Annotated in this window: 29 protein-coding genes; 3 read left to right on the forward strand and 26 right to left on the reverse strand. The window is 68.6% G+C overall.

The features are described from left to right. Nucleotides 1–11: 11 nt before the first annotated feature. Entirely contained in the window at nt 12–395 is a 384-nt protein-coding gene (locus HP445_RS00475) for a hypothetical protein (protein ID WP_128781715.1), read from the reverse strand. Between the two features lie 126 nt (nt 396–521). Between HP445_RS00475 and HP445_RS00480 the strand changes: the two genes are divergently transcribed. After that, complete coding sequence (locus tag HP445_RS00480; RefSeq protein WP_128781716.1) at nt 522–1,058, forward strand: hypothetical protein; 537 nt, start codon at nt 522–524, stop codon at nt 1,056–1,058. A gap of 31 nt (nt 1,059–1,089) precedes the next feature. Here HP445_RS00480 and HP445_RS00485 read toward each other — a convergent pair whose 3' ends face one another. The 25 genes from HP445_RS00485 to HP445_RS00605 form a co-directional block, all read right to left on the reverse strand. After that, the gene (locus HP445_RS00485; protein ID WP_128781717.1) at nt 1,090–1,596 is read right to left on the reverse strand and encodes a macro domain-containing protein; all 507 of its coding nucleotides are present in this window, start codon (nt 1,594–1,596) and stop codon (nt 1,090–1,092) included. A gap of 135 nt (nt 1,597–1,731) precedes the next feature. Further along, nucleotides 1,732–2,466, reverse strand: coding sequence for a GNAT family N-acetyltransferase (locus tag HP445_RS00490; protein ID WP_128781718.1), 735 nt, complete (start codon nt 2,464–2,466; stop codon nt 1,732–1,734). 108 nt (nt 2,467–2,574) lie between these two features. Beyond that, on the reverse strand, nt 2,575–3,174 hold the full coding sequence (locus HP445_RS00495; RefSeq protein ID WP_128781719.1) for a prepilin peptidase: 600 nt from the start codon (nt 3,172–3,174) through the stop codon (nt 2,575–2,577). Next, nucleotides 3,171–6,245, reverse strand: coding sequence for a LysM peptidoglycan-binding domain-containing protein (locus tag HP445_RS00500; protein WP_128781720.1), 3,075 nt, complete (start codon nt 6,243–6,245; stop codon nt 3,171–3,173). The genes HP445_RS00495 and HP445_RS00500 overlap by 4 nt, the downstream gene beginning before the upstream one ends. A 149-nt stretch (nt 6,246–6,394) precedes the next feature. Beyond that, nucleotides 6,395–6,820 (reverse strand): hypothetical protein, encoded by a 426-nt coding sequence (locus tag HP445_RS00505; RefSeq protein ID WP_128781721.1) that lies wholly within the window; start codon nt 6,818–6,820, stop codon nt 6,395–6,397. Next, nucleotides 6,817–7,812, reverse strand: coding sequence for a hypothetical protein (locus HP445_RS18380; protein ID WP_232536688.1), 996 nt, complete (start codon nt 7,810–7,812; stop codon nt 6,817–6,819). The genes HP445_RS00505 and HP445_RS18380 overlap by 4 nt, the downstream gene beginning before the upstream one ends. 38 nt (nt 7,813–7,850) lie before the next feature. Further along, the gene (locus HP445_RS00515) at nt 7,851–8,492 is read right to left on the reverse strand and encodes a hypothetical protein (protein ID WP_128781722.1); all 642 of its coding nucleotides are present in this window, start codon (nt 8,490–8,492) and stop codon (nt 7,851–7,853) included. A gap of 16 nt (nt 8,493–8,508) precedes the next feature. Further along, nucleotides 8,509–8,883: a hypothetical protein gene (locus HP445_RS00520; RefSeq protein WP_128781723.1), complete on the reverse strand. Its 375-nt coding sequence runs from the start codon at nt 8,881–8,883 to the stop codon at nt 8,509–8,511. A gap of 4 nt (nt 8,884–8,887) precedes the next feature. Beyond that, nucleotides 8,888–9,331 carry a hypothetical protein gene (locus tag HP445_RS00525; RefSeq protein WP_232536689.1) on the reverse strand — a complete coding sequence of 148 codons (444 nt, stop codon included), beginning with the start codon at nt 9,329–9,331 and terminating at the stop codon, nt 8,888–8,890. Further along, the gene (locus HP445_RS00530) at nt 9,328–9,729 is read right to left on the reverse strand and encodes a TadE/TadG family type IV pilus assembly protein (protein WP_128781724.1); all 402 of its coding nucleotides are present in this window, start codon (nt 9,727–9,729) and stop codon (nt 9,328–9,330) included. Before HP445_RS00530 ends, HP445_RS00525 begins: the two co-directional genes overlap by 4 nt. Nucleotides 9,730–9,771: 42 nt before the next feature. After that, nucleotides 9,772–9,987 (reverse strand): hypothetical protein, encoded by a 216-nt coding sequence (locus HP445_RS00535; protein ID WP_128781725.1) that lies wholly within the window; start codon nt 9,985–9,987, stop codon nt 9,772–9,774. A gap of 25 nt (nt 9,988–10,012) precedes the next feature. Continuing rightward, nucleotides 10,013–10,906: a hypothetical protein gene (locus HP445_RS00540; protein WP_128781726.1), complete on the reverse strand. Its 894-nt coding sequence runs from the start codon at nt 10,904–10,906 to the stop codon at nt 10,013–10,015. Beyond that, the gene (locus tag HP445_RS00545) at nt 10,903–11,772 is read right to left on the reverse strand and encodes a type II secretion system F family protein (RefSeq protein WP_128781727.1); all 870 of its coding nucleotides are present in this window, start codon (nt 11,770–11,772) and stop codon (nt 10,903–10,905) included. Before HP445_RS00545 ends, HP445_RS00540 begins: the two co-directional genes overlap by 4 nt. After that, the gene (locus HP445_RS00550) at nt 11,772–13,388 is read right to left on the reverse strand and encodes an ATPase, T2SS/T4P/T4SS family (protein ID WP_128781728.1); all 1,617 of its coding nucleotides are present in this window, start codon (nt 13,386–13,388) and stop codon (nt 11,772–11,774) included. Before HP445_RS00550 ends, HP445_RS00545 begins: the two co-directional genes overlap by 1 nt. Continuing rightward, a complete protein-coding gene (locus HP445_RS00555) occupies nt 13,388–14,224 on the reverse strand; it encodes a hypothetical protein (protein ID WP_128781729.1) in 837 nt (278 codons plus the stop codon). The genes HP445_RS00550 and HP445_RS00555 overlap by 1 nt, the downstream gene beginning before the upstream one ends. Before the next feature lies 1 nt (nt 14,225). Then, nucleotides 14,226–14,825: an SAF domain-containing protein gene (locus tag HP445_RS00560; protein WP_163343943.1), complete on the reverse strand. Its 600-nt coding sequence runs from the start codon at nt 14,823–14,825 to the stop codon at nt 14,226–14,228. A 251-nt stretch (nt 14,826–15,076) separates the two neighbouring features. Further along, nucleotides 15,077–15,409 carry an ArsR/SmtB family transcription factor gene (locus tag HP445_RS00565; RefSeq protein ID WP_128781731.1) on the reverse strand — a complete coding sequence of 111 codons (333 nt, stop codon included), beginning with the start codon at nt 15,407–15,409 and terminating at the stop codon, nt 15,077–15,079. 83 nt (nt 15,410–15,492) lie between these two features. After that, complete coding sequence (locus HP445_RS00570) at nt 15,493–16,659, reverse strand: C40 family peptidase (protein ID WP_232536690.1); 1,167 nt, start codon at nt 16,657–16,659, stop codon at nt 15,493–15,495. Continuing rightward, the gene (locus HP445_RS00575; protein ID WP_128781732.1) at nt 16,656–18,671 is read right to left on the reverse strand and encodes a hypothetical protein; all 2,016 of its coding nucleotides are present in this window, start codon (nt 18,669–18,671) and stop codon (nt 16,656–16,658) included. The genes HP445_RS00570 and HP445_RS00575 overlap by 4 nt, the downstream gene beginning before the upstream one ends. Beyond that, complete coding sequence (locus HP445_RS18385) at nt 18,668–21,226, reverse strand: ATP-binding protein (protein ID WP_232536691.1); 2,559 nt, start codon at nt 21,224–21,226, stop codon at nt 18,668–18,670. Before HP445_RS18385 ends, HP445_RS00575 begins: the two co-directional genes overlap by 4 nt. After that, nucleotides 21,226–21,462 carry a hypothetical protein gene (locus tag HP445_RS00585; protein WP_128781733.1) on the reverse strand — a complete coding sequence of 79 codons (237 nt, stop codon included), beginning with the start codon at nt 21,460–21,462 and terminating at the stop codon, nt 21,226–21,228. Before HP445_RS00585 ends, HP445_RS18385 begins: the two co-directional genes overlap by 1 nt. After that, the gene (locus tag HP445_RS00590) at nt 21,459–22,118 is read right to left on the reverse strand and encodes a hypothetical protein (protein ID WP_128781734.1); all 660 of its coding nucleotides are present in this window, start codon (nt 22,116–22,118) and stop codon (nt 21,459–21,461) included. Before HP445_RS00590 ends, HP445_RS00585 begins: the two co-directional genes overlap by 4 nt. Continuing rightward, nucleotides 22,118–22,459, reverse strand: coding sequence for a hypothetical protein (locus HP445_RS00595; protein WP_128781735.1), 342 nt, complete (start codon nt 22,457–22,459; stop codon nt 22,118–22,120). The genes HP445_RS00590 and HP445_RS00595 overlap by 1 nt, the downstream gene beginning before the upstream one ends. Before the next feature lies 1 nt (nt 22,460). Continuing rightward, on the reverse strand, nt 22,461–23,477 hold the full coding sequence (locus tag HP445_RS00600; RefSeq protein WP_128781736.1) for a conjugal transfer protein: 1,017 nt from the start codon (nt 23,475–23,477) through the stop codon (nt 22,461–22,463). Beyond that, a complete protein-coding gene (locus HP445_RS00605; protein ID WP_128781737.1) occupies nt 23,477–23,707 on the reverse strand; it encodes a hypothetical protein in 231 nt (76 codons plus the stop codon). Before HP445_RS00605 ends, HP445_RS00600 begins: the two co-directional genes overlap by 1 nt. Nucleotides 23,708–23,971: 264 nt before the next feature. On the opposite strand from HP445_RS00605, the gene HP445_RS00610 reads away from it, so the two are divergent. After that, nucleotides 23,972–24,703 carry a hypothetical protein gene (locus HP445_RS00610; protein ID WP_128781738.1) on the forward strand — a complete coding sequence of 244 codons (732 nt, stop codon included), beginning with the start codon at nt 23,972–23,974 and terminating at the stop codon, nt 24,701–24,703. Nucleotides 24,704–24,717: 14 nt separating this feature from the next. After that, nucleotides 24,718–25,413, forward strand: a complete 696-nt coding sequence (locus HP445_RS00615; protein ID WP_128781739.1) for a hypothetical protein — start codon at nt 24,718–24,720, stop codon at nt 25,411–25,413. Nucleotides 25,414–25,417 lie beyond the last annotated feature (4 nt).

The following is a 25,417-nucleotide window of genomic DNA, read 5'->3' on the forward strand; positions in this document are numbered from 1 at the left end:
CACATGCCGAGTCAGGCGGCGTGGCGCGTGAGGACTTCCGTGATGCGGTCGGCGAGCTCCCGCACCTGCTTGTGGTCGATGCCCTTGACCTCACCCTGAACGTCGAGCGCCGTCGGTCGGCCCGGGAACCGGAGAATGGCGCGGAAGTCGTCGATGCCAGGCATCACGAAGTAGTCGATGCGACCGGCGGTCGCAGCGCCGTCGAGGGCGCTCCAGGCGTCGCGCATGTCTTCGCTCTTGGACGTCAAGTTGCCGCTGGTGACTTGGGCGAAACGAGCGCCACCCGCGGGGAAGGCGTCGGCGATCACATCGCAGGCCTCCTCGAGCGCGCTGCGCAACGCGTCCGGGGTCTTGAACTGCTGCTGGATCTTGATCGTCTGCGTCACCGTCGCCATAGCAAGATTCTCCTAGGCACCACCGACAGGTGCCGCGTTCGCTGCGCTCGCAGGCGACGAGGCGGCGCCACCGATCGAGTTCATGGCGCGAGGCTGCGCGAGTTGCTCAGCTGGCACGATGCCGTCATGGAACTCGACGCGCTGTACGCGCTGCCCCCGGCGGACCAACGGACGTTCCTGCTGGGGCGACTGGCCACGGAGACGACCCGCATGGACATCGCGCTGCGGTTCCTCAACGCATCCCTGGACGGCAGGACTGAGAGCGATTCGTTCCGATACGCACTGGACCGCTTCCAGGTGAACGTCGACGAGTGCGAGGTGAAGGTGGCCGCCACCGGTCGGCTGTCGGACGACGAGCGCCCGCTCATCCGGGCAACTCTCGACGCCGCTCGCGCCGTCTACAGGCGCCGCAACCGTTTCGTGCACGACCTGCTTCGAGAAGATCTCTTCTCGAAGGACTGGGAGCTCATGCGGCTGAACCGGACGGGAGAGGAGTTCACCACGACGAACGCCGGCGACATGATCGCGCTGGTCTGTAACCTCGTCAGCGTGACCTACCGGCTCCGCGGGGCGGCGATCTACGCCTTGCAGGGCGGGTGGGCGGCGATGGCGTTCGGCACTGTCGTGGGGCAGTGGGACGGCACCGCGGACATCTCCCGCTGAAGCGCGCGGTCGTGCCGCGCATCGCGTTGGCTCAGTTCACGACGACCGGCACGTAGACGTCGACAGCTCGCGCACCTGCGTGGCCGGCTTCGGACAGTTCGTCGATGATGGCCGCGCGGACTGTGACGGGGTCAAGGCCGCCGTGCCCGGATCCAATCAGCGGCAGCAGCATGCTGCTGAACCCGGCAGCTGCCGTGGCATCGACGGCGTTCCGCGCGGCGGTTCGCACGCTGCACTCGGATGCTCGCCATGCGGCGTTGATGCCGGCGACATGAACGATCGCCGCAGCTCCGTCCCACTGCCCGCTGCCTGTCAGGACCGCTTCGCCGAGCACGAGGAGACGCCGCTGGGCCAGCTCTTTCCAGGGTTCCGGACCCGTCCGGGTGAGCAGCGCTCCAGAGATCCCGCCTGGCTGCATCAGCCAGCGGGGGACGAAGTTACGGTTCCAGGGGTTCACGAACACGTCGGTGCCGGCGTCGAAGACGTCGCCGCTGTAGTCGTGCAGTACTGCGGTTCCGACGTTCACGCGTTCGGTCATGCGAGGGCACCTCCCTCCTGCCGCTCCATGACCGTTGTGGCGGGGCCGGCGATGATGAGCGTCTCGAGTGGCGTCTCTCGCAGATCCTGCAGCGCGCGTGGGTGGTCGCGGAGCTCGAGGGGGTGAGGCCGTCGGTCAGCAGACCGTCGCGAGCGCCTGCGAGAGCCTTGCGACGAACAGCTCCGTCGGTACTTCCAGGCTGAGGCGCAGCATCGTGCGTGCGGCGTTGCGCACGAGGTTCCCGTCTGTCGAGTACGGGGTCGCCCAGATCAGTTTCTGCAGCGGAGCGAGCTGGGCGAAGCAGATGTGGTCGTAGCCGTTTCCGTCCGGTCTGATGCCCAAGCGGGGAGTGTCCGCAGCGCGTTCCTCAGCGGTCCAATCGGTAGGAGCAAGGTGCTCTGAGCCGGGGCCGGGCATCTCCACCCAGGCGAGGCCGGCGCCGGACTGGAGGACGTTCATGCCCCCGGCGGCGTACCAGCGCACCAAGTGCGCGGGGATGTGTGCGTGGATCATCTCGAACCCGAGGTGAGCCATCGCGCCGATCACCTCGGTGACGAGTGCGGAGCCGATGCCGTGGCCTTGGAAGCCGTCCCGCACGGCCACCTGAGGGAGCGCGGCCATGCAATTGCTGGAGAAGGGGCTCTCTCTGCGCGGTGTCCACGGCTGCCCGAACGCATACCCGACGACCTCGTCGTTGTGTGTGGCGACGAACCATGCGCTCCGGTCGGCGGGTGCTTCGCGGATCACGGTTGCGAGGCGGAGCGTGTCGAGGTTCGAGACGCCGGTGGTGCGCACGTAGTCGGGGAAGTACTCGCGTTGCAGTGCCAGGCATCCTGCGGCGTCTGCGGGTGTGGCCGGGCGGATGGTCACGGAGGAAAGGTCGGCTGCAGCGTCGTTTCCGGGGGGGGGGCATGGTCGTCTCGCTCTCGCTGGTTCGGTCGCGGTCTTCGGGCGTCTCGGCGCCGCTGTTGGGGTCGATCACTGAAGGACGCCTGCGGCCTGCTGCAGGGCGATCGTCGTGGCCAGGATGACGAGCGTGGCGATCGCGATCGCTGGACCGTGTGCTCGAGGCCGCTTGCCGTGGCCGGCGGCGGTGAGGACAGCGCGCCAGAGGCCGGCGAGGAGCACGGCGATCGGGACCACGTACAGGGCGAGGGGGCCGGCGTAGATCGCCGGGATGATGGTCATGGCTGCGGCGAACTTGGCGTCGCCGAAGCCGAACATGCCGGCGAGGCCGAGGGCGACGTAGATGCCGAAGACCACCGCGGCGGTGATGGCTGGCCAGAGCACCCGCCAGGGGTCGGCGGTGGCGTACGCGATCGAGATCGTCTGCACCGCGGCGCCGGAGGCGATCGGGGCCACCCATCGGTTCGGCAGCTTCCGGGATCGGAGGTCGATCGTGATGGGCGCGGCCGCGGCGCCGGCGAGGAGCGCGGTGAGGAGCCAGGCGTACGCGGCGGTGCCGGCGATGGGGTGCGCTGCCAGGGCGAGTAGCGCGCTGCCGGCGGCGGCCGCGATGCTCGCCGTCAGGGTCGTCGAGATCCGGACGGGACGGGTGGCCGGCGCCGCGTCGGTCATCGGGTCGCGGCGTCGACGAGTTCGGCGGTCTCCTCGTCGAGTTCGTAGTCCGGGTCGCTGCCGCCCACGCGGGCGTACATCTCGTCGACGATGCGGTTGATCTCGGCTGCGTCTCGGTCCTGCATGGCGGCGCGGAGCTCGGTGCGCCAGCCGGCCTCGTTGAGGGGTTCGACGGCCTTGGCGACGTTGGCGGCGTAGCGGGCTTGGTTGACGTCGCGGATCTCGAGGGCGCGGCGGGCGAGCTCGTCGGCTGCGTCCATGACCGCGGCGATCATCTCCTCCTGGCGGACGGAGATCCATGCCCACCATCCGCGACGGGTGCTGATGCCGGCGAACGGGGTGCCGCGCACGAGCTTGATCGCTGCGACGAGGTCCTCGTTGGTGGTCTGGGTGAGGTCGTCGCCGATGAGGCTGCGGAAGTCGTCCCAGTCGGATCGGATGGCGGGGTGGAGTTGGTAGCCCTCCTGGCTCTTGTTCTCGGGGAACAGCGGCGTGCCGGTGGGGTCGGCGCCGAGGGCCTGGCGCACCAGGCGGACCAGCTTGCGCTGGCTGTCCTTCGCGTTGACGGTGTCGGGCCAGAACGCCTGCTGGAGCATCGTGCCGTTCACGGGTGCGGTGAGGTTGAGGTAGCTCAGCAGTTCCGCGCCGCGGCCGGGCAGCCGGTCGGGGGCGGCCAGGTGCAGCACGTCGACGGCGCCGAGCATCCGCACGTACGGGGCGGGCCAGTCGGGCGCGGTGACCTCATCGGCAGCCACTGGGACAGATTCGACGTCGGCTGGGACATCTGCGGGCGCGATCGCGACATCCGGCGCCGGTTCGGTGACATCCTCGACCGCCGGAACAGCATCCTCAGCCTCATCGTGCGCATTCGCCTCGGGGACGCGCTCAGCGGCCGTCTGCGCGCTCAGGGAGTCGTCCGGGTGTGCTGCTGCAGCCGGCGCTTCATTGACCGTGAGAGCGGCCTCCGCAGCAGACGCAGGGGCTTCCTCGTCGGCGGGTGCGGTGATGGTGCTGACCGGGGCGGTTGCGGGGGCGGCGACGCAGTCCTGCTCCGTTGTGGCGAAGAGCTCCTGGACGAGTTCGAGCTCGCGGCCCTGGAGGACCTGCGGCGTGAACGGCAGCGGCGGCATGACCTCGCCGGGCGAGACCAGCTCCGCGCTGGTCGCGGAGGAGATCCGGACGATGGACCCGGTGCCGACAGTCTCGCCGTTGGCGATGGTTGCGATCCCGAGACGCGGCACACGCTCGACGAGCTGCTGCAGCTCGCGCTGCACCGCCTCGTCGGGCAGCTGGCCGAGGACCACCACGTGGGGCGCCCAGGACTCAGCATCGGTAGCGTGGGCGCGGGCACTGTGGACGCCGTCGACGCCGTAGCTGTTGAACGACGCCTCGCGGCCCTCCAGGCTCGTCCGGAGGTTCCGGACCAGGGCAACGGTGTCCTCGACGTGCTGCACCCGGAACCGGTCGAGGTCGCGGGCGAGACCGTGCGGCATGCCGACCAGCGTGACTTCGATCTGCTCGGACCACGGGTTCTCGGCGAGCTCGACAGCGATGGCGTTGAGCACACCACGGGCGGTGTCCTCGTCACCGATGACGTTGAGGGAGCCAACCTGCTCGAGGTCGAGCATGAGCACTCCCCCGTGGTCGTCAACGCCGATCGTCGCGAGCGCGGGATACGGGGACACGGACTCTCGTGCCGGCGGGGTCGCCGTACCGGGCAGGACGACCCAGGCGGTGCGGTCCTCGGATGCGGCGACGAAGGGAGCGGGGAGGTCGGCGGGCTCACTGAGGTAGAGCGCGATCTCCTGTTCCTCGAGTCGGAGCGCGAACAGCTCCGGCAGCACGGTGCCAGTGTCCTCGGCCCAGATCTGCAGGCTGCGGAGCGCATTGTCGATGTCCTGCAGACCGAGCGGGTTCTCGATCATCCGCAGCTCGAGCTCGAGGTTCGCAGCCTCGGGTTCCGGCATCGCGATGCGGGTGCCGGGACGGCGCTTGCGGCGCTGCTTGAGCCGCCGGGCGCCGAGCGCGCTGAGCAGGCCCGCCGCGAGCACGCTGGCGATGCCGCCGGCGGTTGCCAGCGGGATCGTCACGTCATCGTCGTCGAATGCGGAGGACGAGCCCGCGTGGTCGGCGGCACTCGAGGGGCTGTCGACGGTCTGCCCGGCGACGGGTGGTGCGCTCGCCGCGGCGGAGGCCGGGGCGAGCGCGGTGGGTGCCGCGCTCGCGGATGCAGATGGGGTGGGCGTCGTCGGGGCAGCCTCGTTCGCTGCGGTCGTGGAGCCGCCGGCGTCGGTGGCCGCATGAGTGCTCGAGGAGCTGCTTGTCGACGGTGTCGGCGCGGGGGCGGCGGGCTTCGGTGCGGCTGCCGGCGTCTGGATGACGGTGATGTTCGGGACGGTGAGGTTCCACCCTGGGCGGAGGAGGTTCGGGTTGGTCAGGTGCTGCCCATCAGGCTGCACGGTGGCGGTCGAGGCGTTGAAGATGTCGAGATCGCGGGTGCCGTCGCCGTAGTAGTGCTCGGCGATGTTCCAGAGGTTGTCGCCGGGCGCGACGGTGTGATGCACGGTCTTGGTCGTGACGGTTGCGGCGGCGGGCTTGGCGGTCTCGGCAGCCGGCGGCGCGCGTGGAGCTGCTGGTGCGGCGGCCGGCGCTTCGACCGGCTGCGCGGCGACGGTATGCGTCGGCGCGGGAGCGGCGTTCGCGATTTGGGCGGTGCCGATCATCGTGCCGCCGGCGAACATGACGAGCACGGCGGCGATGAGGGCGGCGGCGACGTGCTGCTGGCCGCGGAAGATCGGGAGGCGCTTCTTGGTCGGACGACCTGTGATCGTGGCGCCGAGCTCGATGAGGAACGGGACGGCGAAGAGTGCCCAGGCGATCCAGCCGGCGCTGGGCAGCAGCTTGGTGAGGAGGATCGTGTTGCCGTAGTCCGGGGTGAGCGTGACGATGCTGTGCAGCTCGGTGCCGGTGAGGAGCGGGTTGCCTGCCGCGACGACGAGCACGATCGGGACGCCCACGAGGACGGCGACGATCGCGACGAGTGCGCCGAGACCGGTGATGAACCTACGCATGGTGCTGCCTTTCTGTCCCCCGTACGGGTGGCATCAGTGTAGGAAATGGGCGGTTCGACACACCGGGACCGGCCCGAAACGGCGGGAGCGCGGACTTTTCGTTGCCGGATCCGGCGAGATCGCTGCCGCGAGGGTGCGTCGACATCGGTTCAGCGCGCCCGGGAGAACCATCGCCGGGCTTGCTTCGTCGGCGCATGCTGCAACGCGTACGCGTAGGCGTCGTGCCACTTCGCAGCCGTGCTGCGTTTCCGGACGTCTCTGCCGATCACCGCTACCCCGACCATGCAGATGAGCAGGAAGAGGACGATGACAACGCTCGCTCCGAGATCGCGTGTACTCAAAACGTTGAACCCCGATAGGAGCACCGCGATCGCGGAGAAGATGAAGCTCAGCGACGGGATCAGCCGGTCGTGTCCGCGAGCTTGCTCCCGGAGAACCAGCATCACCTCGAACTGCGTTTCGCTGCCCGCAGCGAGAAACCGGTTCGCGTCGGATGCCTGCACCTCGTGCTTGACGCCGGTGGGCAAGAACGCCTCAATCGTCGAATCGTCGGACCACTTCCACTGCTTGCTCATCCGCCGTACGTCCCGCCGTCGGGCACAGTGTTCACGCTTTGGAGCTCGCCGACGCGAACCGTCGTGGAGCTCTGCGTGTCACGTACTGCGATGGTGCCGTTGGTCCCGCCACCGGTCCAGTTCACCGTCCAGTGGCTTGTCGCCGTGACGGGGAACGTGCCGCCCTTGGAGGTGTGGGTGTAGCGGAAACCGCAGGTCGGCGAGTCGGTGGCGACCTGGTTGCCCATCGTGGCCTGGTTGAACGCTGTGCCGGCCCCGCAGTTGACGGTCTGGCCGTCGCCGCTGGACCACGTGACGCCGGAGACGGACGCGGTTGCGGTGACGGTGACGCCGCCGAGGGTTGCGGTCTTGGAGTACGGCCCGTACGTCAGGGGTTGGGGGTTCTCGACCCAGAGCCAGACGGGGATGCCGACCCAGGTGCGGCGGTAGGGCGCGGTGCCGGCAGGGTCGTCGGTGTGGGTCTTGCTGGCCGGAGCCATGCCGATGTCGACGCCCTTGAGCTGGAAGGTCTTCACCAGTGCTGCGGCGGCCTGGGCCGGGGTATACCGGTTGATGCCGGCCGGTGGGGTGTTGGACCAGAACGTCCCGCCGAAGCAGTCACGGCCAGCATCGTCGAGGCCCGGGCAGGTGCAGGTGTACCAGGCTCCCGAAGCGGCGGACTCGCCGCCCGGCGCGGCCGGCTGCGGGTTGCTCAGCTTGACGTAGCCGGTGCAGTTGTCGTTGTTCGACCACGAGCCGTCACTGCTCGAGCAAGGAACGTCCTTGCCGTCGTAGGAGCACTTCTTGGGCCCGGGAGTGAACTTCCCCGGAGACGCATCGCCATCCCCGCTGTTACCGGGTGCAGGCTCAGTCGTCCCACCCCCGCCGCCTCCCCCGGTACCGGGAATGGTCACTCCGACGCTGCAGGTCGGATTGAGGATGTCGCCCGAGCAACCGCCGCTGCCACTGCTATCGGCGAACGCCGGCGTCGCCGTCAAGATCGAAACCACCATGCCGAGCGCGGCGAGGAGCCCTAACGCCCTACCCCGCCTCAGCATTGCGGGGCTCCCTGACCACTGATGGACTTCGTTTCCGCCACTTCCCAGGCCTTGTCCTCCGGTATGTACTGCGTCTTAAGCTGCACCGGGAATCGGACCGTCTTGGACTTCGGCACGACCGTGCCGTCAGCCTTCTTCGACACCTGGTCCGAGGTATCGAAGCACCCCACGACATAGACGGTGCCGTTTGGAATCTGCGTTCCGTCGTGATCGATGAGCGCCCCGTATGAGGACGCCTCTGCGTCGGCAGCCCACTTTGGCGCACCGTAAACCTTGAACTTCTGTTCGCGGATCTGCTTGGCAATCGTGTGCACGGAGTCGCGGGCGGTGCTGATGGCGAACTTGTCGATGCGCTCGGGGTCCGCACCCCCATCGTGCTGGATCTCGTACTGGACGGCGATGAAGTCCTTCACCGCTGCAGACGCACCCTTCCAGGCAGCGTTCTCGTCCTTGGGCGCTTCGACCGAACCCGGCTTGCTGATCGGTGCGTATGGAGTCCGGGTCGGGGTGGGCGTGGTGGTCTTGCTCGAGCTCGCGGTCGGGTCCGCTGCGGGGGTGCTGGTGCAGCCGGCGAGGAAGACGAGCGCACCGAGCGCGGCCGCGGCAACGGGGGCGAGCCTTGGGTTGATGGTCATGTCGTGTTCCTGTTCGTTAGTGGTCGACGAGGCGAGCGGACGCGGTGGCGTGGACGGGCATTGGGCCAACACCGAAACCGCCGAGGATCTTCGGCGAATAGGTCTGCTCAACGGTGACGTACACCTGGTTGTTGATGATGCTGGCGCTGCCGCGGACGCCGACGGCGCTGATGTAGTTCTCCGCCGCGGTGACGGCGGCGTCGGGACTGAGGTTGAAAGCATCCCCGTTGACGGAGTTGCCGGTGGCGGCGTTGGTACCAGCGCGGGCGGCACCTTGCGCGATCGTGAGGGCTTGCTGCAAGGTCTGCGTCTTCCCGTCGCCGTCGACGACGGATCCGGCGACGATCATCATGGCGATGCAGAGGATCACCATCATCGGGATGAACTTCATCTCGTCACCGCTCTCGGTAGGGGTCGACGGGGCTTGATGCGGTCTTCGTGATCGTCATCGAGCCTGGGATGAACGGGACGGAGAGGTCCGCGGTGTTGATGCGGCAGGTGATCGTCGCGGTGACGGTCCCGGTCTGACCAAGGCTGGTGCTGAGTCCGTTGCCGCCGATCGTGACGTCGAGCGAGGCGCAGTGGGCGTTGTCGCCGAGGGCGAGCTGCGCGGCCTCTGTGGCATGGGCGACGGCGTCAGTGCCTCTCGACATCGACGCGTCACGCGCTGCGGCGAAGGCAGCGGACTGGACGCTGTTGTCGGTGAGCCCGTACCGGCCGAGGAAGATCCCGAACGCGACGATCGGGACCATCGCGCCGATGATGATGATCGTCACCGGCGGCAGGTCTTCGACGTCGCCGCGTTCGTCGCGCAGGATGCGTCGGATGGTCCTCATCATGGTGCTGGCACCCATCGCTCGACGGGTCCGGTAATGGTCCGGTGCACGGGCGGCAGCTGCACGCCGGGGATCATCGACACGGCCTGGCCGGTGACATCCACGGTGACCGTGTCACCGTTGCGGTTGACGTCGACGCCGCTGCCCTGCAGGAACCCACCGGACTGTTGGAGCACCTGACGTGCTGAGTAATGCCCGGCGCCGCTGGTGGATTCGTAGGCTCGAGCGTCGTTGTACGCAGCTACGGCCGCGTTCTGGGCGACGTTGGTAGCCTGGTACCAGAGCGCGAATTGCAGGGCCGCGAAGAGCACCAGGAAGATCGTGGGCGCGATGATCGCCGACGACGCGAAGCCACGTTCGTCGCTCCGCAGCCGTCGGGCGATCGCGATGATGCGCTGCATGGTCTCTCCCTTCCTGGTTACTCGTGTGGGTTCTGCGTTGGATCAACCCGGGAGCTTGCCGATGTAGCCGTTCACCCAGGCCGTGACGAGCGCGATGATCGAGAGCGCGAGAACAGCGCCGCCGACCATCCAGATGGCCTTCCACGGGCTGTCCTCGACGCCCGCCTCGGGGGTGGCGGTGAGCTTCCTCATGCGGTCGTTGAGCAGGCTCTGGAGCAGGACGATGCGCCGCAGGACGGCGGTACGGAGACGGTTCATGGTGGGTTCCTTTCGGTGTGCTGGGTCAGGAGGTGGTCGTGATGAGCTGGAGGACGGCGGGAGCCATCGTGATCAGGAGGATGGGGAACAGCGACACCGCGACAGGCCACCCCATGCTCGAGGTGACGCGCTCGGCGGCGTCCTTGTCGTCGGCTGCGACCTGTGCCCGGAGCTTGTTGCAGGCGGCGCGGAGTTGGCTTCGCAGGCCGACTCGCGCCTCGGCGAGTCGCATCATGCGGGCCATCTCGACCAGCGCGGGGACGTCGACGTCGTTGCCGAGTCGGGCCAGGGCGTCCCACTTCGACACTCGGCTGAGCTCGGCGACCTGGTACTCCCGACGAATGCGCTTGAACACCCAAGAGTCCGAGACGCTGGCGGCGGACTTGAGCGCGTTGTCGGCGTTGACCTCGCCCAAGAGCGCGACCGCCACGAGCTCGAGGTAGATGGTGACGAACCTCGTGAACTCACGCTGTGCTGCTCGGGCTTGGGCTCGCACGGCGGCGTCCGGGTAGGTCCACATGACGGCTGCGGTGACGGGTGAGAGCAGCAGCGGGAGCGCGAAGAACCTGTGGAACAGGATCTGGTAGAGCAGCGGGATCACCAGGGGTGCGACGAATCCGAAGATGGCGAACTGGAGCTTGTCACCGTAGAAGCGGGCGACGGACCGGTCGAGGAGGTCGAGCTGCTTCGTCGGCGCGGTCAGCCCGGGCACGTTCGGGAGGTGCTGGTGGAGCCAGCCCCCGGCCCGTTCAAACGCGGCTGCCTTCTTCGGGTCGCCGGTTGGGACGGTGTTGACGTCGCCGAGCCGGGCGAGGGCGTCGTCGACGCGGATCACTCGGGGCGCTCGGGTGAGGAGCACCATCGCGAGGCCGGTCCCGACGATCGCGCCGGGGACGAACGCGAGGAGTGCGGGGTTCATCGACGCCCCTCCGATTCGGTGAGGATGATGCGGGGTTCCGGGCGGGTGCGGGTGAGGGACTTGGCCCAGACCAGCAACGCAACGAACCCAGCCAGGATGATCGCCAAAATGACCTGCCCCAGGGGCGTCCGGTACATCGAGATCTGCTGGGTGTGGGAGAACAGCACGATGCCGACGAGCACAGCACCGATGATGAGTGTCATCGTGCGCATGGTGCGTCGGGGCTTGTCACGTTCGTTGTAGATCTCGATTCGCATGGTGGTCTGCACCGCGAGGTTGTCGGCGACGCCCTCGAGCGCCTTCGCGAGACCGCCGGAGCTGAACTCGGCGGCCTGGATGAGGTAGATGGTGACTTCGTCGACCCAGGGGCTGTCGAGCTCGTCGGCGAACGCACGCAGTGCTGCCGAGCTGGACCAAGAGCCGTTCATGCGTGCTGCGAGCCGGTCGACCGGGACGCGGATGATGGCGGGCGTGGAGGCGCGGGTGACGTCGATGACCTCGCGGAGCGTGAACTCACCGGTCTCAGCGGTCGAGGCCAACGAACGTGTCCACGATTCGAGCGCGGAGAGGAGATCCCGTTCCCGGGTGTCCTGCTTACCGAGGAGCAGCGGCAGACCGACGACCGCGGCGGGGACCACGACCACCAGCAGGATGATCCCCGAGATCGCGGACGTGATGACGCCAGCGACCAGGCCGACGACGATGAGGTTCTTGGTTCGCCGCGACACCGCCTTCCAACGCTGCGCGAGCGTGGGTCCGGTCGGCTTCTTCGCGACCGGCTTCGGCGGAGCGGGCTGGAAGGCGCGGACGAGCAGGATGATGCCGGCGACGACCGCTGCGCCGGCGAGTGCTGCGAGGAGCGCCATCATTCCTCCCAGAGAATCTCGGGGTTGAGCCCGTTGCGGCGGAAGGTCTGCTCGAGCTCCGGCGAGGGGCGGTGCTTCTCGTAGGTCTCCCGGTCGTAGTTCCATTTGATCAGCGGGGACGCGATCGGGGTCTGGCCGTCGTCGCTCCCCGGACGCGGGATGACCTCGGCGATCTCGGAGACGATGCGGCGGCGGGTGCCGTCGCCGTTCGGGATGGTGTCGAGGTACACGACGATCTGGATCGTGCGCAGGATCTGTCGCAACGGGACGATGTCGCTGCTGAGGCTCTGCTCGCTCATGAGCACGTCCGCGAAGCGGTGAAGGGCGTCGTTGGCGTTGCGGGCGTGGATGGTGGAGAGCGAGCCCTTGCCGGCGAGCATCGCCTTGATCGCGACCGGCCCTTCTGGGCCACGGATCTCGCCGAAGAGGATGCGCTGGGCGGAGACGCGCAGCGCCTGGAGGAACGCGTCCTCAAGGCTGTAGGGGACGGCGAGGTCGCCGGTGCCCACGGCGGACGGCAGGTACTGCAGGTCGGTGACCTGCCGGTGCCGCTCGGGGTTCTTGCCGAGGTAGAGCTCGCGCTCGGTCTCGATCGTCGCGATCTTCTCGTCGGGGTCGACGGCGGACATCAGCGCGCGGAGGAAGGTCGTCTTGCCGGCTGCCGGGTACCCAGCGACGAGGATGCACTGGTTCGCTGCGACGGCTGCGCTGAGGATGCCGGCGCCGGGCTTGGGCAGTGACCCGAGCCGCACCATGCCGGGCAGGTCGATGTCGACGAGGTTGTGCTTGCGGAAGGTCAGATCGGGGGCGGTGGTGATCGCCGGGCCGGTCCCCGAGAACCGGACGCCGCCGATGTCGAGGTCGATGTGCCCATTGGGGCGAGCGAACACGCGTCCACGGGCGGCGGCGAGATCCGCGACCATGCGCAGCAGATCGTCGTTGTTCTCCGCCATCGGCCGGCGGCGCTCACGGCGGCCGTCAGTCTTGGTGACCATGACGTTGTCGTAGCCGACGACGGTGATGTCCTCAACGTCGGGCTCGCGCAGGTACTGCTGGAACCGGCCGTACCGGAACGCGCTGTCGAACATGGCCTGGACGTGCCGTTCGATGCGGCCGCTGTCCCAGCCACGGTCCGGTCCGCGGTTGATGACTTCGTACTGCAGGTGCCGCTCGGTGCGGCGGCGCATCTCAGCGAGGGCGTCTTCCTCGAACTCCGTCTCCGGGCCGGCGGACGCGATCGCGACGTCGAACTCGGCGCGGGATCGGGTGACCGAGTCGAGGAGGTTGAGCTCCTTGATGTGCTCGTCGACGAGCCGCCAGTCGACGTCGGTGGGGTGCTCGTCGTGGACCTCGACGACCTCGACGCGGGCGCGGTCGCGGCGCGGCACCGGAGCGGTCGTCTCGGCAGGGAGTTCGGGCTGTTCCGGAGACGCTGGAACGGGGTCGACCAGGTGCAGGCGCGCACCGTTCGCGGCGGCGAATAGGTGCGCGCGACCGTCGGCTCGGGCCGTAGTGGGTTCGTCAGGGCTGCCGGGTGCGAGGTTGGTGTCAGCAGCGAGGTCGGCCAGGAAGGGCCGCTCGCTGATGCTGATCTGCGGGGTGCTGTCGTCGGCCATCAGCCCACCACCTTCCGGTCGAGATCTGCAGTTGTCTGTGCGTCGAGTTCGGCGACGGCGCGGCGGACCGCCTGACGGTAGGCGTTCCGCTGCGGCTTGGCATCAGGCCGGCCGAGCGAGAACACGGCGGCGCCGTCAGGGTCCCAGGGCAGCTCAGCGAGCACCGGGAGGACATTGCGACCGAAGTCGCCAGCGGGGATCGCTTCGTAGCGGGACTCGGTCAGGACGAGTCGGTACTTCTCCGCGCGGCCCACGCCCTGCAGGCGCTCGGCGAAGTCCGGCAGCTCGGCTCGGCGGTAGATGCGGTTGAGGTCGACCATCGTGCTCTCGGAGAAGATCGTGACGCGGTCCGCGCCGTCGAGCAGCGGCAGCCGGATGTCCTCGTGTGCGATGCGGCCGAGGTCCACGATCACGTCGATATTGGCTTCGCTGATGGCGCGGAAGAGGTTCGGGAACCGTGCCCACATGCGGCGGACACCATCGACGATGCTGAGCTTGTGGAAGCCTGGGACGACCCACATCCGATGCCCGTTGGGCAGCGTGGGGATCGGTTGCGGCAGGGCGGGAAGGTCGTGGACGGCGATCGACAGGCCGCGCTCGGGAGTGATGAGGTCCTGCCAGGTGAGCACGTTCCGGGAGTAGGCGACTGCGACCTTGTCGAGGCCGCCGGCGCTGGGGTGCAGATTCGAGCGGAAGAAGCCCGTCATCGCCGAGGTCGCGTTGGCGGTTTCAGCTTCGAAGACGACGACCGGGCGGGGCCAATGCACCGCGAATGCGAACGCTGCGGTGGTGACGCCGGGTGAACCGGCGAGGGAGGCGAATGCGTGGACGGCCATGTCAGTCCTCCGCTGCGGCGAGATAGACGGCGACCTGTCCGGCCGCGGCGCGGCTGGTGACGTCGGCGGCGTTCCGGGCGTTGATGTAGACGTCGACGACGGTGGTTCCAGACGCCTGGCTCGTACGTGAGGCAGACACGGTGCCCTGGACGGGCGCGGAGTTGCTCCTCGCGGCGGCGGCCCCGTCGGTTGCGGCGATCGGGACGATCTCTATGCGGTCCCCGGCGACCAGCTGCTGCGACGGCAGCTGTGCTGGCTTGAGGGAGAGCCCGACGAGGGCCTGCCCGTCAGGAACCGGGAGCGCGGATGCGACGGCGGAACGGGTGAGCAGACTGCCCTTTGGCAGGTCGACGGTGGCCACCTTGCCGATGAGGCTGCTGGAGTCCGCGGCTGCGACGCCGTCGGTGCGCTGGCCCGCGGCGACGTCGATGGTCGTCAGGTCGTCCTTGGTGATGGTGTCGCCGCGGTCGATGCTCTTCGCGATGACGAACACCTGCTGGGTGTGCGAGGACGTCGAGTAGATGAAGACGCTGGCGACACCGCCGACGATGATGAGCGCGGCCGCGCCGGCCGCGTACACCCATGAGCGGCGGGTGCGCACGGGTGCGATTGCGCCGGCTTCACCCCGAACGGGGAGATCTCCGGCGGTTCCGGTCGCTGTAACCACGTGTCTGTCCTTCCGACGACTGCCTCTACCTATAGGAGGTGCATTCGGGAGGTGTAACCGGGACAAATCCGCCTGAACCGCGCCCCCGAGGTACCCCACGGCACCCGAAATTGCTGGGTGCAACGGTCAGTCTAGCTCGTGCAACAAAATGTGCAATAGCCGGAGGGGGCGGGGTGCTGAGAGCTTCAGTGGGTTCCGCGGATGCGGCTGCGGTACTCATCGAGTGCTGCGTCGAACGCCGATGCGTTGACGTACCAGCGCAGCGGTGGGGTCCCACCCTTCGGACCGTGCTGAAAGTCGGGGTCCGGACGCGGGTCGAGGATGTGCGCTTCGACCAGCGGGCGAATGTGCGCGTTGACGTTGCTGCGGCTGATACCGAGTTCCCGCATCAGGCCAGCCGCGGTGCAAAAGCCGTCTCGGAACGCGATCGCGAGGATGCGTGCGCGCATCTCGGAGAAGCCGATGGCCCGCGCGGCGGCGGTGCGCTCGTCGGCGCGCGCGTCGTGGTTCGGGGCCATGGGGTTATTGTTCCGCATCCGGCGGCGTTGCCCAGGAGTGAGCCGGTTCCCGCGCCCCTTTCGTCCGCGGCGGCGGCCTGCACTCACCACGTTCCGTCGCCGATCGCGTTGACGCGCCAAAAGGTGGGGCCGGTGCCGCCGATGGTGAACTGGTAGCTCTTCGCATGGGTGAGCTTGCGGCCCCAGTCGGGCGAGTGGATGAGTCCGCCTTTGCCGTCGTAGATCCCGATATGGTGCCCGACCCACGCGACCAGATCGCCGGCCTGCGCCTTCGATGCTGGGATCTGGTGCGCCTGAGCGAGCTGGCCAGAAACGACGGTGCTGGGGAGATCGACGTCGAGCACCTGGTGGTACATGTAGTACACGAATCCGGTGCAGCACCAGCCGGCCGTGGGGCTGCCGGCGGAACCGCATGCACCTGAGTACGGCACCTTGCCGACGTACTGCTCGGCGTACGCGACCATGTCGGCGCCGGTCTTGCCGTTCGGTGAGGACCAGGACGCGTTCTCTGTGTCGCTGCCTTTCCCGCCGCTGCCGCCGCCGTTGCTGCCGCCGCCGCTCGAACAGCCGCCACCGTTGCTGATGGTCTGGGAGGCGGTGTCGGCGGTGACGTTGACGCCTCGCTCGGTCATGAGGGACGCAGCCGAGCTCTCCCACTTCGCGTACGCCTTCGGGAACCCGGAGATCTGGACCGCTTGGGCGGCGTCGTTGAGGCTGAGATCCTGCCAGTTCGCGACGTCGAGCAGGCCCTTCGGGGTGCCTCGGTTGGGGCCGAGGGGGCCGCCGTAGAACGCCTTCGCTTCGTAGGTAGGGTCCTGCCGCTCCTCGAGCGAGCCCCAGTTGGCGCGCTGCTGGAAGATCCCGACGGAGTCCCGGTCGCCATGGTCGAGGTTGCGCAGACCGGACTCCTGCAGCGCCGTCATCAGAGCGACCTGGACACCCCGGGAGGGCACGTTGAGGCCACGGCCGACGGCGATGATCGTGCCAGCGTTGGCTCGCTGTTCGCGGGTGAAGCTCAGCGTCTTGCCGTTGCCGGCGTCGACGGTGGTGGTGTCGGAGGCGGTGGTGTCGGAGGCGGTGGTGCCGGATGCGGTGCGCCCGCCCCCGCCGAGTGGGGAGCAATTCAGCGCCGCCGGGGAGCCGGAGAGCAGCTGCATCGATGACAGGAACACTCCGGCGATGCCAACGACCGGGATGAGGATTACCACGACGCAACCGGCGATGATCGCGATGACCGTCTTGTTGCTCATGGTGTGGGTCCTGCCTGCTGGGCGGCGGCCCGCTCAAGGGCGGCGCGTACCGGGGACGGGGAGACTCGACGCGGTGGCTTCGGCATCTGAGTGACGCGGTAGACGCCGGCGCTGTTGGGTCGGCGCGGTTCGACGCGGCCGGTTCCGTCGGTACCGACGACGATGCGTCGTCCGAACGGGGTGGCCGGCGCTCCGGCAACTCCAGTGGGCTTGCCAGCCGGGGTGCCGGACGGGAGGGACGGACGGGTCGGGCCGGAGCCGACCTTCCGGTTGAGCACGTTGCGGTTCAGGGCGGGGAGCGCGTGCTGCTGCAGCACCTTCTTGCCGGCGAGCGAGGCGGTCTTCATGACGACTGCCGAGGTGCCGCCGGACGCTCCCGCTGCGGCAACCTTCCCGACGGTCAGAGCGGCCTTGGCGACGGCGGGGAGGGCTCCGGCGGGACGGGCACCGGGTCGGCCATCGGGTCGGCGGGTGCTGGGTGTCGACGTGAGGTGGCCGGCGTCCACCGGCTCGGGCTCCGGGGACTGTCCGACGGCGGGCTTCGGCTTCGGGGAGCGACGTTTCCAGGCGTCGTAGGCGTAGCGGGGCACCTGGCGGAGGGTCTCTGAGGTGAGCGGTGACATCTGCGAGCCTTCGCCACCGAGGCCGAGCTTGGCGAGCCGGTCGGCGAGCTCGTGGCCGGTCTTCCGCGAGTGGACGAAGAACCAGATAAGGCTGATGACGAAGGCGATGACGACGAAGTTGATGATTCCGGTTTGCGCGACGATCGTCAGGCCTGCCTTGGAGGCAAAGCCCATGACGCTGGTGAGAATGCGGAGGTACCCGGCGAGAATCACGGCGATGCCGCCGACGAAAAGGGCTCCCACCCACATGCCGATGAACGACCGCCACAACATCTGTCGGGCGGTGCCCGGCGCGATCGCGAGGTTGACGGCGATGCCGGTCTTGATGGCCTTCCACAGCGTCCACATCACGCTGAGGAGGTACGCGAACGCTAGCCCCGCTGCGAGCCCGAACAGCGCGCCGGACCCGGAGGCGATCGTGACCGCAGTGATCACCTGGCCGATGCTGGTATGGGTGACGTAGTCCTTCGCAGCCTCGTCGCACTTGCCGACCGCGTCGCGGACGCTCGTCGACGAGGTGTCGTAGGGACTCTGCTTCTTCATCTGTTGAGTGAAGGTGGTGTCGCAGTCGCCGCTGAGCGCGTGACCGAACGCAATCTCTTGCGCGGGGGCGCGCACGAACACATCGATCAGGCCACCTGACAAGGAGTCGGAGACGAGGTCCGCGGCCTGCTTCTTGTCCGGCTCACCGGTTGGGGCGGTGTTGTCCGGTGAGAGCACGCTGGCGGAGAGGTTGGCGCCGTTTGCCTCGGACCAGGCGAGCGCGCCGTGGTCTCCGGTGATGGTCTCGACTGGGTTGGCGAGGACGCCGACGGCCAGCGCGGCGCAGAGCACGGAGACGGCGATGTCAGCGGAGCCCTGTGCGACCTTCCCGCGCATGATGAGGATGCCGCCGACGAGCCCTGCGGCGGAGAGTGCGAGGGCGGGCCAGGTGAGGTCGCCGAGGGTTGCGTGCAGGACTGTGGCGATGTCGTTGAGGGGGGTAGCGATCCAGTCGATCCACGTGAACGCGAGGAGGAACTGCAGCAGCCAGAGCACCCACAGGAATGTGGTGAGGTGCGTGCTCCAGACGCTGTCGATCAGCCCGGAGATCCAGATCTGCTGCGGGTGCCAGACGTCGCCTCGGTTGAGCGGGAGGACGGCGTAGTTCACGAGGGGCACGCCGTTGGAGTCCTTCGCGGTGAGCGGCGGAAGGAAGGGCAGCGTGTTGCTGGCGTTCTGGGATGCGCCGTCGGCGTACGCAGCTGGCATGGCGATCGCTGCTGAGACAGCCCACACGGCGAACAGCATGAGGAACGAGGTCCAGCGCGGGTGACGGCGCACCCACCGCCAGGTCTGACGGGCGGCGTAGCGGAGGGTGCGGTGGGCCGCAGCGGCGTGGGCGATCACGACGTCACCGCCAGCTCCAGCGATGCCGCTTCGGGCGTGGAGAGCACCGCGGTCCGGCGCTCGGGCCGGCGGGGCAGGATCACCCGCACCTTGCCCATGCGGGGGCGGGTGTCGCGGTAGAGCGCCTCGCCTCTGCGGTCGTCGGGCACCTTCCCGGACGCGTCGCGCGGGGAGAGCTCCTCGGTGACCATCCGGACGAGTTCGGGGTCGCTAGCGATCGCTTTGTGGAACCACTCCAGGTTCGCTCGAGCGAGGTCTTCGTCGGTCTGACGGAACTGGAAGCGGTTCTTGATGAAGCCGCGGCCGCTGCCGAGCGAGACGGCGTCCTGGCTCGCGACGAGCACGGGAGCCTTGTTGCGGCGGCCTTCTCGGTACCAGAGGTCCATTTCCTGGTCACCCTCGGGCGAGTTGGTGATGTGGTGTGCCTCGTCCGTTGCGAAGAGGGTGAGCTCGGTCTTGCTCGCGAAGCAGATCCGGCGGCTGAGGGAGGTGATCATCGCGTACATGGCGCGGCCGAACAGCTTCTCCAGTGGCACCCGGTCGAAGAGGTGCTTGTTGGCGAGTTCGCTCTCGGTGGGCAGCGCGACGCCGTGGGTGAGGAACATGATGGCTCGTTTGCCGAGATCCAGCGGCGGCATGGAGTCGTCGAACAGGACCCGGCCCATCTGCTTGCCGGCGTAGAGCTTCATGCGCTTGGCGATGGTGCGGGCGCTCTCGTCGTCCTTGCCGAGCAGCTCGAGGTGCGCGTGCACCTGCCGCATCGAGGTGAGGTTGTTCTTCTCGGCGTAGTCGGGGTCGAGAACGGACGCGATCGTGGCGCCCTCGTCGGACTGTGCCGAGTAGCCGAGCAGTGCCGAGAGCAGCGTCTGCACGGTGGCGCTGCCCTCGCGAACGCCCAGCAGGCGCAGCGGGTCGAGCGACACCTCCGGTTCGGTCAGGTCGACCAGGACGGTGTGCTCGGGGTCGAGTGACGCGGCGAAGAGCGCGTACTCCCGTTCCTCGGTGCGGTCGATCGCGAGGATCTTGCCGCCCCGGTCGTGGGTAGCGCCGAGGACCAGCTTGATGAACGTGCTCTTTCCTGCGCCGGGCTCACCGACGCAGCCGATCGACGCGGCCGAGTCGGCGAGGATCTGCCCCTCCAGGTCGAGGAGCACCGGCCGGCCCATGCCGCCGGTGATGTTCTCGGCGATGAGGATGCCCTTGTCGTCACCGAGGTCGGTCGACAGCAAAGGTGCGAGCGCGCCGAAGTGCGCACCAGGGGCGATCTCCGTGAACTCCCGGACCTGCCGGGTGGTCGGGGTACCCGGCTGCATCCCCCACCAGAGCGCCTCCTGCGCGCCGAGCGGGATGTCGAAGATGAAGTCGATCCGCTTGAAGTCGCGGCGGAGGAACTCGGCACGGTCGCGGGCTTCCTCCGGCGTGGGCGCACCGACGGCGAGGATCATCGAAGCCTGCACCTCGACCTCCTTGTCCGACCGGTTGAGCTCCTGGTGGTACGCCTGCAGGTCCGACGCGATGAGGTCGAGTGCGCCACCGGAACCGGTGATCGCCGCGGTGCCCTCCTGCTGGTCCATCTGGTCGTCGAGGTTCGCTTCGGCGCGCTTGTTGCGGTGCAGCGCGGTGCCTGCGGAGACGACGTTGAGTCGAATGGCCCAGTCGGCGTCGACGCCGAGCTCGTCGATGCGGCCGATGTAGTCGACAGCGGGCACTTCCCAGCCACCCTTCGGGGTGCCGGCCAGTGCCATCAACACCTGGTACGAGGTGGTGTCCTCGCGGGGGTTCTGCACCTTGAGGAAGCGGCGCTTGAGCGGGTCGAACTTCGCGAGCTTGTTCGGCAGCTCGGTCTGACCGCCCTCGTCGAGGATGGGGTTCGGGAACACCGCCGGCGGGACGAAGCCGCTGCCGGCGCCGTTGCCGTAGCGCTCGGCGACGCCGCCGAGGCTCCGGCCGGACGCGACCGGAGCTGGCTGGTCGACCGCAAGTCCTCGGCTCTGCGCGTGCACAGCGATCCACACCTGCTCCGCCACGCTCGCTCGGTGCGGTTCGAACGCCACCGGGATCTGCTCTTCGATGTGACCGGCAGCCTGGAGGGCCGCCTCGATCTCCGCCGGCGACGGCGGTCGCTGCGGCATGGACAGGGTGTCGCGGGTGCTGGTCTCAAAACTGCGCCATGCCTGGGCGCTGCGCTGCTTGATGCCGGCGAACCGGAGCGGGACGCAGAGCCAGAACTCGCGCCGGCCGAGTGGGCGCTCCTCGAGGTAGTCCAGGGTCAGGAGTGCCTCCTGCGCCCAGAGCGGGTGCTGCTCGACCGCGACGCCAGCGAGCATGCTGTTGACCACGATCTCCGGGTCGAGGTCGGCGGTGAAGCCGAGCAGCAGTGACTCACCGAGGATCGACTGGAAGAGATCCTGGTGGCGCAGCCGGGACAGCTGGTACGTCTCGGTGTTGCCGAGGCCCTTGGGGAGCCCGTTGAGCCGCCAGGTCGCCCACACCGTTCCCGAGCGGGTCCACATCAGGTGCTGGGTCATCGCGACCGCGGGCAGGCGCAGCGCCATCAGCGCACCTCCCCGTTCTGGGTTGTTTCGAGGTCGACGTAGACGGGTGTGGGGTTGAGGTCGAGAGGCGTGCCACGCAGCGCCGCGTAGCCGCCGCATGGTGCCGGCTGAACGGTGAACAGCGGAAGGTCGCGGGGGGCGTGCCGGTAGACGACCTTCACGCTGGTGCCTTTTCCCAGTCCGATCTCACCGAGCGAGTCCGGCGTCTGTGACCGAGTCGTGTGGTTCGTGGTCATGAGTGCGTTTCCTTCCGGGCCTGCTCGAGCAGGCGCTCGACGCCGGTCGCGTAGCGGCGGCGGCGGATCGGGATGACGTTGTCGGGGAACTGCTGCTCAGGTTCCGGCGCAGGAACTTCGGCCGGGGCCGGGGCCGGGGCCGGGGCCGGGGCCGGGGCCGGGGCCGGGGCGATCGTGCGCTGTCTGACGGTCCGAGCAGGTGCCTCGGCGGGGGCGGTCAGAGCGGCGGCCGTGACCGGTTCGTCGTCCCACTGCATGAGGACGACGCCCTCGACTTGTTGGGGTCGGGGAAGCCGGATCAGTGCGCCCTTGTACCGGCCAGATGCGGGCACGGTGAACGCTCCGTACGCGTCCTGCACCAGGTCGGGCAGTTTCCGGTTGCTCTGCGGGATCTTCCCGGCGGCCCATGTAGCGCCGGCCGAGAAGGCGAGGAGGAATCCGAGCTGCAGGAGCGGCGTCAACCCGGTGAGGGGACCCCAGAGCGGCTTGGAGTTCCACCCCACGACGAGCACGACGCTGCCGATGCCCATCTGCGTGAGCGTGTAGGGGCCGCCGGGGATCTTCCAACCGTTGAGCTTGCCGAGCAGGATCGGGACTCGGCGGACGCGGGTGAAGAACCGGACGACGGTCCGGTGCTCCTGGTCCGCGGTGCTCATCAGCTATTGCCGCCGGTGAGCTGCTGGTTGGTCTGGTCGGCTGCCCAGGACATTCCGCCGTGGACGGCGAACAGGACGAACGCGCCGACCGCGATCGATCCGAGGACGGCGGCGAAGCTCCAGCCCGCCTTGTGCGAGCGCATGAGCAGCATGATCGTGACGGCCAGACCCGCCACGGTGCTGATCAGGGTCTGGATCTGGTCGCCCTGGCTGTTGAGCGTCGGGATCAGGCCGCTGGCGAGCACGTGCGTGTCCGCGGAGCTTGCTGCGACGGAGATCCGCGCGGAGGCGTTGATGAGGGGGGTGTGGACCGCGGAGATCACGGTGGGCAGAACAGACATGTCAGTTTCCCTTCGAAGGTGTGCTGGTGGGGTGCGAGGTCGGCTCGGTGGAGCCGGTCAGGGCGGGTGGGGCGCCGATCGCGGCGACCTCCCACCGGTCCGCGCGGGCGCGGAGGGTGAGTGTGTAGGTCGACGTGGAGGTCTGCTCGAGCGAGGTCGAGGCGGTGAGTGTGACGTAGACCTGGACGGTGGCGCCGTCGGCCGGGTGCTCGTCGGGTTGAGCCACTCCTTCGATGGACCCGACCGTCAGGTCGCTGAACGGTGCCGGTTTGATCGGCGGGATCGACGTCGACGGCGCCGTGTACGGCTCCGTCTCGCCCTGGCCGGTGAGGTAAGCGGCGAAGAACGCGGTCACGGTCTTGCCTGCGGATGAGCTCGAGGCGATCGACTGGCCGTACGCAGTCGACGGAGCGTCGGTGCTGTGCTGCGGACCGGTGACCTGAGCAGGCAGGCCGATCGCGGCGAGCTTGTCGCGGGTCGAGGAGACGACCACCTGGTAGTAGCGGCGGGGCCACTGGTCGCCCTTCGCAGCGTCGACCGTGCTGTCCTTCACGTTCGCCGCGACGACGACCTGGATGAGGTTGGCGGCGTCGTCGGTGGTGACGGACGCGATGGCGATGTCCCGGTAAGCGAACCCGTTCTTGGGCAGCTGCGGCACGTTGACCGTCGTGTAGTCCTCCAGTGCAGCCGAGTCGTCCTGCGAGGCGCTGAGCCACGCGCCGACGTACCCCTCGGCGAACGAGCCGGCGGACTGCTGCAGCGGTGAGGCCTGCGTGGTGTGTTCCGTCTGCGGGGCGGCGGCGCTCGAGCTGCTGGCGTGCAGTCCGACGACGAGTGCGGCCGGGCCACATGCGATGAGCGCGACGACGAGGATGGTGGCGCCCTTGGAGCCGAGGTGGGACCCGTTGGTCCACTTCGCTGCCTGCGCCGGAGCGGCCGGTGCCGTGTCGGTCGACATCGCGTCGGGCGACGTCGGATCGGTCGGCGCCGTGTCGGTCTTCTTCGTGAAGAACCGCATCAGGCACTCCGCGCCTTGAGGTACTGGCTCGTCCGCACGGCGCGCTGGTACTCCGGCGACTGCAGGTACCGCAGCGCCCGCGATCGGGTCTCCGGGCTGAACGGCTTCTCGTGCAGGTCGAGGGCGACGTCCTGCGCCTGGTCGTAGGTGGAGAGCACGCGGGCGTGCTGGTTCAGCTCATCGAGCAACCCGTCGGGCAGCTGCGGCGCTGCGTCGTCGTGCGTGGGCATCGCACGGTCCCTTCGTCGATGGCGAGACCGGAAATGGCCTCTCACCTGTAAGGGGGTGCCCCCGATCGGGCCGACCGGGACAAATTCGTCAAGGAAATTTCTGGCCGCCCGCTCCTCCGCCGATCCGCACAGCCATGCGGGTCGGAGAGGGACCAGCCGCGAACCGCTACCGCGACCGTTCCGGCGAGCAACTGGTACCCCCGGCAGTACCTCCCGCGTGAGGACCGTCGTTCGAGACCACTTCGTCTCACCTCGGGGGTTCTCATGGGCACCATCACCAACCGCGCGTTCTCGCTCGACAACAAGCTGCGCCGTGAGTGGGAAGACGAGATCTCGGGCCGTGTACACGCCTTCGGCAGCTTCGGGATCATGACCGCCGCCGCGATGCTCGAGCAGGCTCGCCGCGTCGTCGACGAAGACCGCGACGAGCTTCTGCACGAACTGCTCTGCCTCGCCCACCACGGCGACCAGACCGCCGAGCGAGTCCTCCTGCAGCTCCTGATCCCGGCAGCGCGCAACATGGCGCACCGCGTGCACGCCCTCGACGAGCTCAGCCGGAACGACCGCGTCGACATCGCCATCGGCGCAGCATGGGAGAGCATCCGCCGGTACAAGCTGCACCTGCGCGCCCGAGTCATGGCGAACCTCACGATGGGCACACTCAGCGTCATCGCACCGAAGCCGTCCGCCAACGACCGCCTCGTCGCCGGCGTCACCACCTGCGTCACCGACGAAGTCCTCGAGCACGTCGCCGGCGCCTGGACCAAACCCGAACCCTCCCCCGAGTCCGAGCTCGCGAACCTACTCACCTGGGCCGTCGACACCCACGTCGTCACCACCGACGAGGTCGCGCTGCTCGACCGCGCCTACCTGGGCGAGGAGAGCCACACCGCGATCGCGACCGACCTCGGCATCACGAGCGAAGGCGTCCGCAAACGGCTCGCACGCGTCCGGAACCGGATCGGTGTCGCCGCCCGCACCGCGTACGCCGCCTGAGCGAGGACCCCACCATGCGCAAGCCCCTCGCCATCACTGCAGCCCTGCTCGCCGCGATCCTGATCGCCGTCATCGTCATCGTGCGGCAGCCATCCGCCGAGCAGACCACCGCCACACCCACCACCGCGGCATCCGCGACCACCGAAGACGATGACCAGCAGCTGCAGCAGCTGCTCAACACGCGTCTCAGCACCATCGGCGCGCAACTCTCCGTCAACCTCCCCGCCACCCTCACGATCGACACCGCGAACGGCGACACCGTCTACGCCCGCGTCACCATGCACGAGCTCACCAAGCTGCCGGCCCACCAGTCCGCCGCCATCCTCAAGGAACGCAGCGCTCTGGCCGGCTACGACACCGTGTGGACGATGCCGGTGTCGATGACCGTGCTCGGCATCGTCGACGACGCCGGGACGGCGACGCGCGCGACCGCGGACGTCTCCGCCTCGGACCTCAGCCCGTTCACGATCGCGACCCACCCCGGTTCGGACCCGCTGCCGACGTCGAACACGCTCTCCTCCCCCGGCTGCTCGGGGCTCGACGGGCACACCGCCATCGCTGTCGGCCACACGGTCACCTGGTGTGTGCACGGGTTCAGCGATGCGGCGACGTCGGCGCCGACCGGTGGGCAGTACGAGACCGTCAGCGGCACGTACGCGACTCCGATCACGTGGGCGTCGCGGAAGTACGCCGCGCCCGAGATCCCCTGACTTC

The sequence above is a fragment of the Curtobacterium flaccumfaciens genome (assembly GCF_013359815.1).
GTDB lineage: Bacteria > Actinomycetota > Actinomycetes > Actinomycetales > Microbacteriaceae > Curtobacterium > Curtobacterium flaccumfaciens.

Excerpts from the sequence above, each read along its gene's own strand:
- HP445_RS00475 (WP_128781715.1), bottom strand. The coding sequence starts at position 395 with ATGGCGACGGTGACGCAGACGATCAAGATCCAGCAGCAGTTCAAGACC.
- HP445_RS00480 (WP_128781716.1), top strand. The coding sequence starts at position 522 with ATGGAACTCGACGCGCTGTACGCGCTGCCCCCGGCGGACCAACGGACG.
- HP445_RS00485 (WP_128781717.1), bottom strand. The coding sequence starts at position 1,596 with ATGACCGAACGCGTGAACGTCGGAACCGCAGTACTGCACGACTACAGC.
- HP445_RS00495 (WP_128781719.1), bottom strand. The coding sequence starts at position 3,174 with ATGACCGACGCGGCGCCGGCCACCCGTCCCGTCCGGATCTCGACGACC.
- HP445_RS00500 (WP_128781720.1), bottom strand. The coding sequence starts at position 6,245 with ATGCGTAGGTTCATCACCGGTCTCGGCGCACTCGTCGCGATCGTCGCC.
- HP445_RS00505 (WP_128781721.1), bottom strand. The coding sequence starts at position 6,820 with ATGAGCAAGCAGTGGAAGTGGTCCGACGATTCGACGATTGAGGCGTTC.
- HP445_RS18380 (WP_232536688.1), bottom strand. The coding sequence starts at position 7,812 with ATGGTGGTTTCGATCTTGACGGCGACGCCGGCGTTCGCCGATAGCAGT.
- HP445_RS00515 (WP_128781722.1), bottom strand. The coding sequence starts at position 8,492 with ATGACCATCAACCCAAGGCTCGCCCCCGTTGCCGCGGCCGCGCTCGGT.
- HP445_RS00520 (WP_128781723.1), bottom strand. The coding sequence starts at position 8,883 with ATGAAGTTCATCCCGATGATGGTGATCCTCTGCATCGCCATGATGATC.
- HP445_RS00525 (WP_232536689.1), bottom strand. The coding sequence starts at position 9,331 with ATGATGAGGACCATCCGACGCATCCTGCGCGACGAACGCGGCGACGTC.
- HP445_RS00530 (WP_128781724.1), bottom strand. The coding sequence starts at position 9,729 with ATGCAGCGCATCATCGCGATCGCCCGACGGCTGCGGAGCGACGAACGT.
- HP445_RS00535 (WP_128781725.1), bottom strand. The coding sequence starts at position 9,987 with ATGAACCGTCTCCGTACCGCCGTCCTGCGGCGCATCGTCCTGCTCCAG.
- HP445_RS00540 (WP_128781726.1), bottom strand. The coding sequence starts at position 10,906 with ATGAACCCCGCACTCCTCGCGTTCGTCCCCGGCGCGATCGTCGGGACC.
- HP445_RS00545 (WP_128781727.1), bottom strand. The coding sequence starts at position 11,772 with ATGGCGCTCCTCGCAGCACTCGCCGGCGCAGCGGTCGTCGCCGGCATC.
- HP445_RS00550 (WP_128781728.1), bottom strand. The coding sequence starts at position 13,388 with ATGGCCGACGACAGCACCCCGCAGATCAGCATCAGCGAGCGGCCCTTC.
- HP445_RS00555 (WP_128781729.1), bottom strand. The coding sequence starts at position 14,224 with ATGGCCGTCCACGCATTCGCCTCCCTCGCCGGTTCACCCGGCGTCACC.
- HP445_RS00565 (WP_128781731.1), bottom strand. The coding sequence starts at position 15,409 with ATGGCCCCGAACCACGACGCGCGCGCCGACGAGCGCACCGCCGCCGCG.
- HP445_RS00570 (WP_232536690.1), bottom strand. The coding sequence starts at position 16,659 with ATGAGCAACAAGACGGTCATCGCGATCATCGCCGGTTGCGTCGTGGTA.
- HP445_RS18385 (WP_232536691.1), bottom strand. The coding sequence starts at position 21,226 with ATGGCGCTGCGCCTGCCCGCGGTCGCGATGACCCAGCACCTGATGTGG.
- HP445_RS00585 (WP_128781733.1), bottom strand. The coding sequence starts at position 21,462 with ATGACCACGAACCACACGACTCGGTCACAGACGCCGGACTCGCTCGGT.
- HP445_RS00590 (WP_128781734.1), bottom strand. The coding sequence starts at position 22,118 with ATGAGCACCGCGGACCAGGAGCACCGGACCGTCGTCCGGTTCTTCACC.
- HP445_RS00595 (WP_128781735.1), bottom strand. The coding sequence starts at position 22,459 with ATGTCTGTTCTGCCCACCGTGATCTCCGCGGTCCACACCCCCCTCATC.
- HP445_RS00600 (WP_128781736.1), bottom strand. The coding sequence starts at position 23,477 with ATGCGGTTCTTCACGAAGAAGACCGACACGGCGCCGACCGATCCGACG.
- HP445_RS00605 (WP_128781737.1), bottom strand. The coding sequence starts at position 23,707 with ATGCCCACGCACGACGACGCAGCGCCGCAGCTGCCCGACGGGTTGCTC.
- HP445_RS00610 (WP_128781738.1), top strand. The coding sequence starts at position 23,972 with ATGGGCACCATCACCAACCGCGCGTTCTCGCTCGACAACAAGCTGCGC.
- HP445_RS00615 (WP_128781739.1), top strand. The coding sequence starts at position 24,718 with ATGCGCAAGCCCCTCGCCATCACTGCAGCCCTGCTCGCCGCGATCCTG.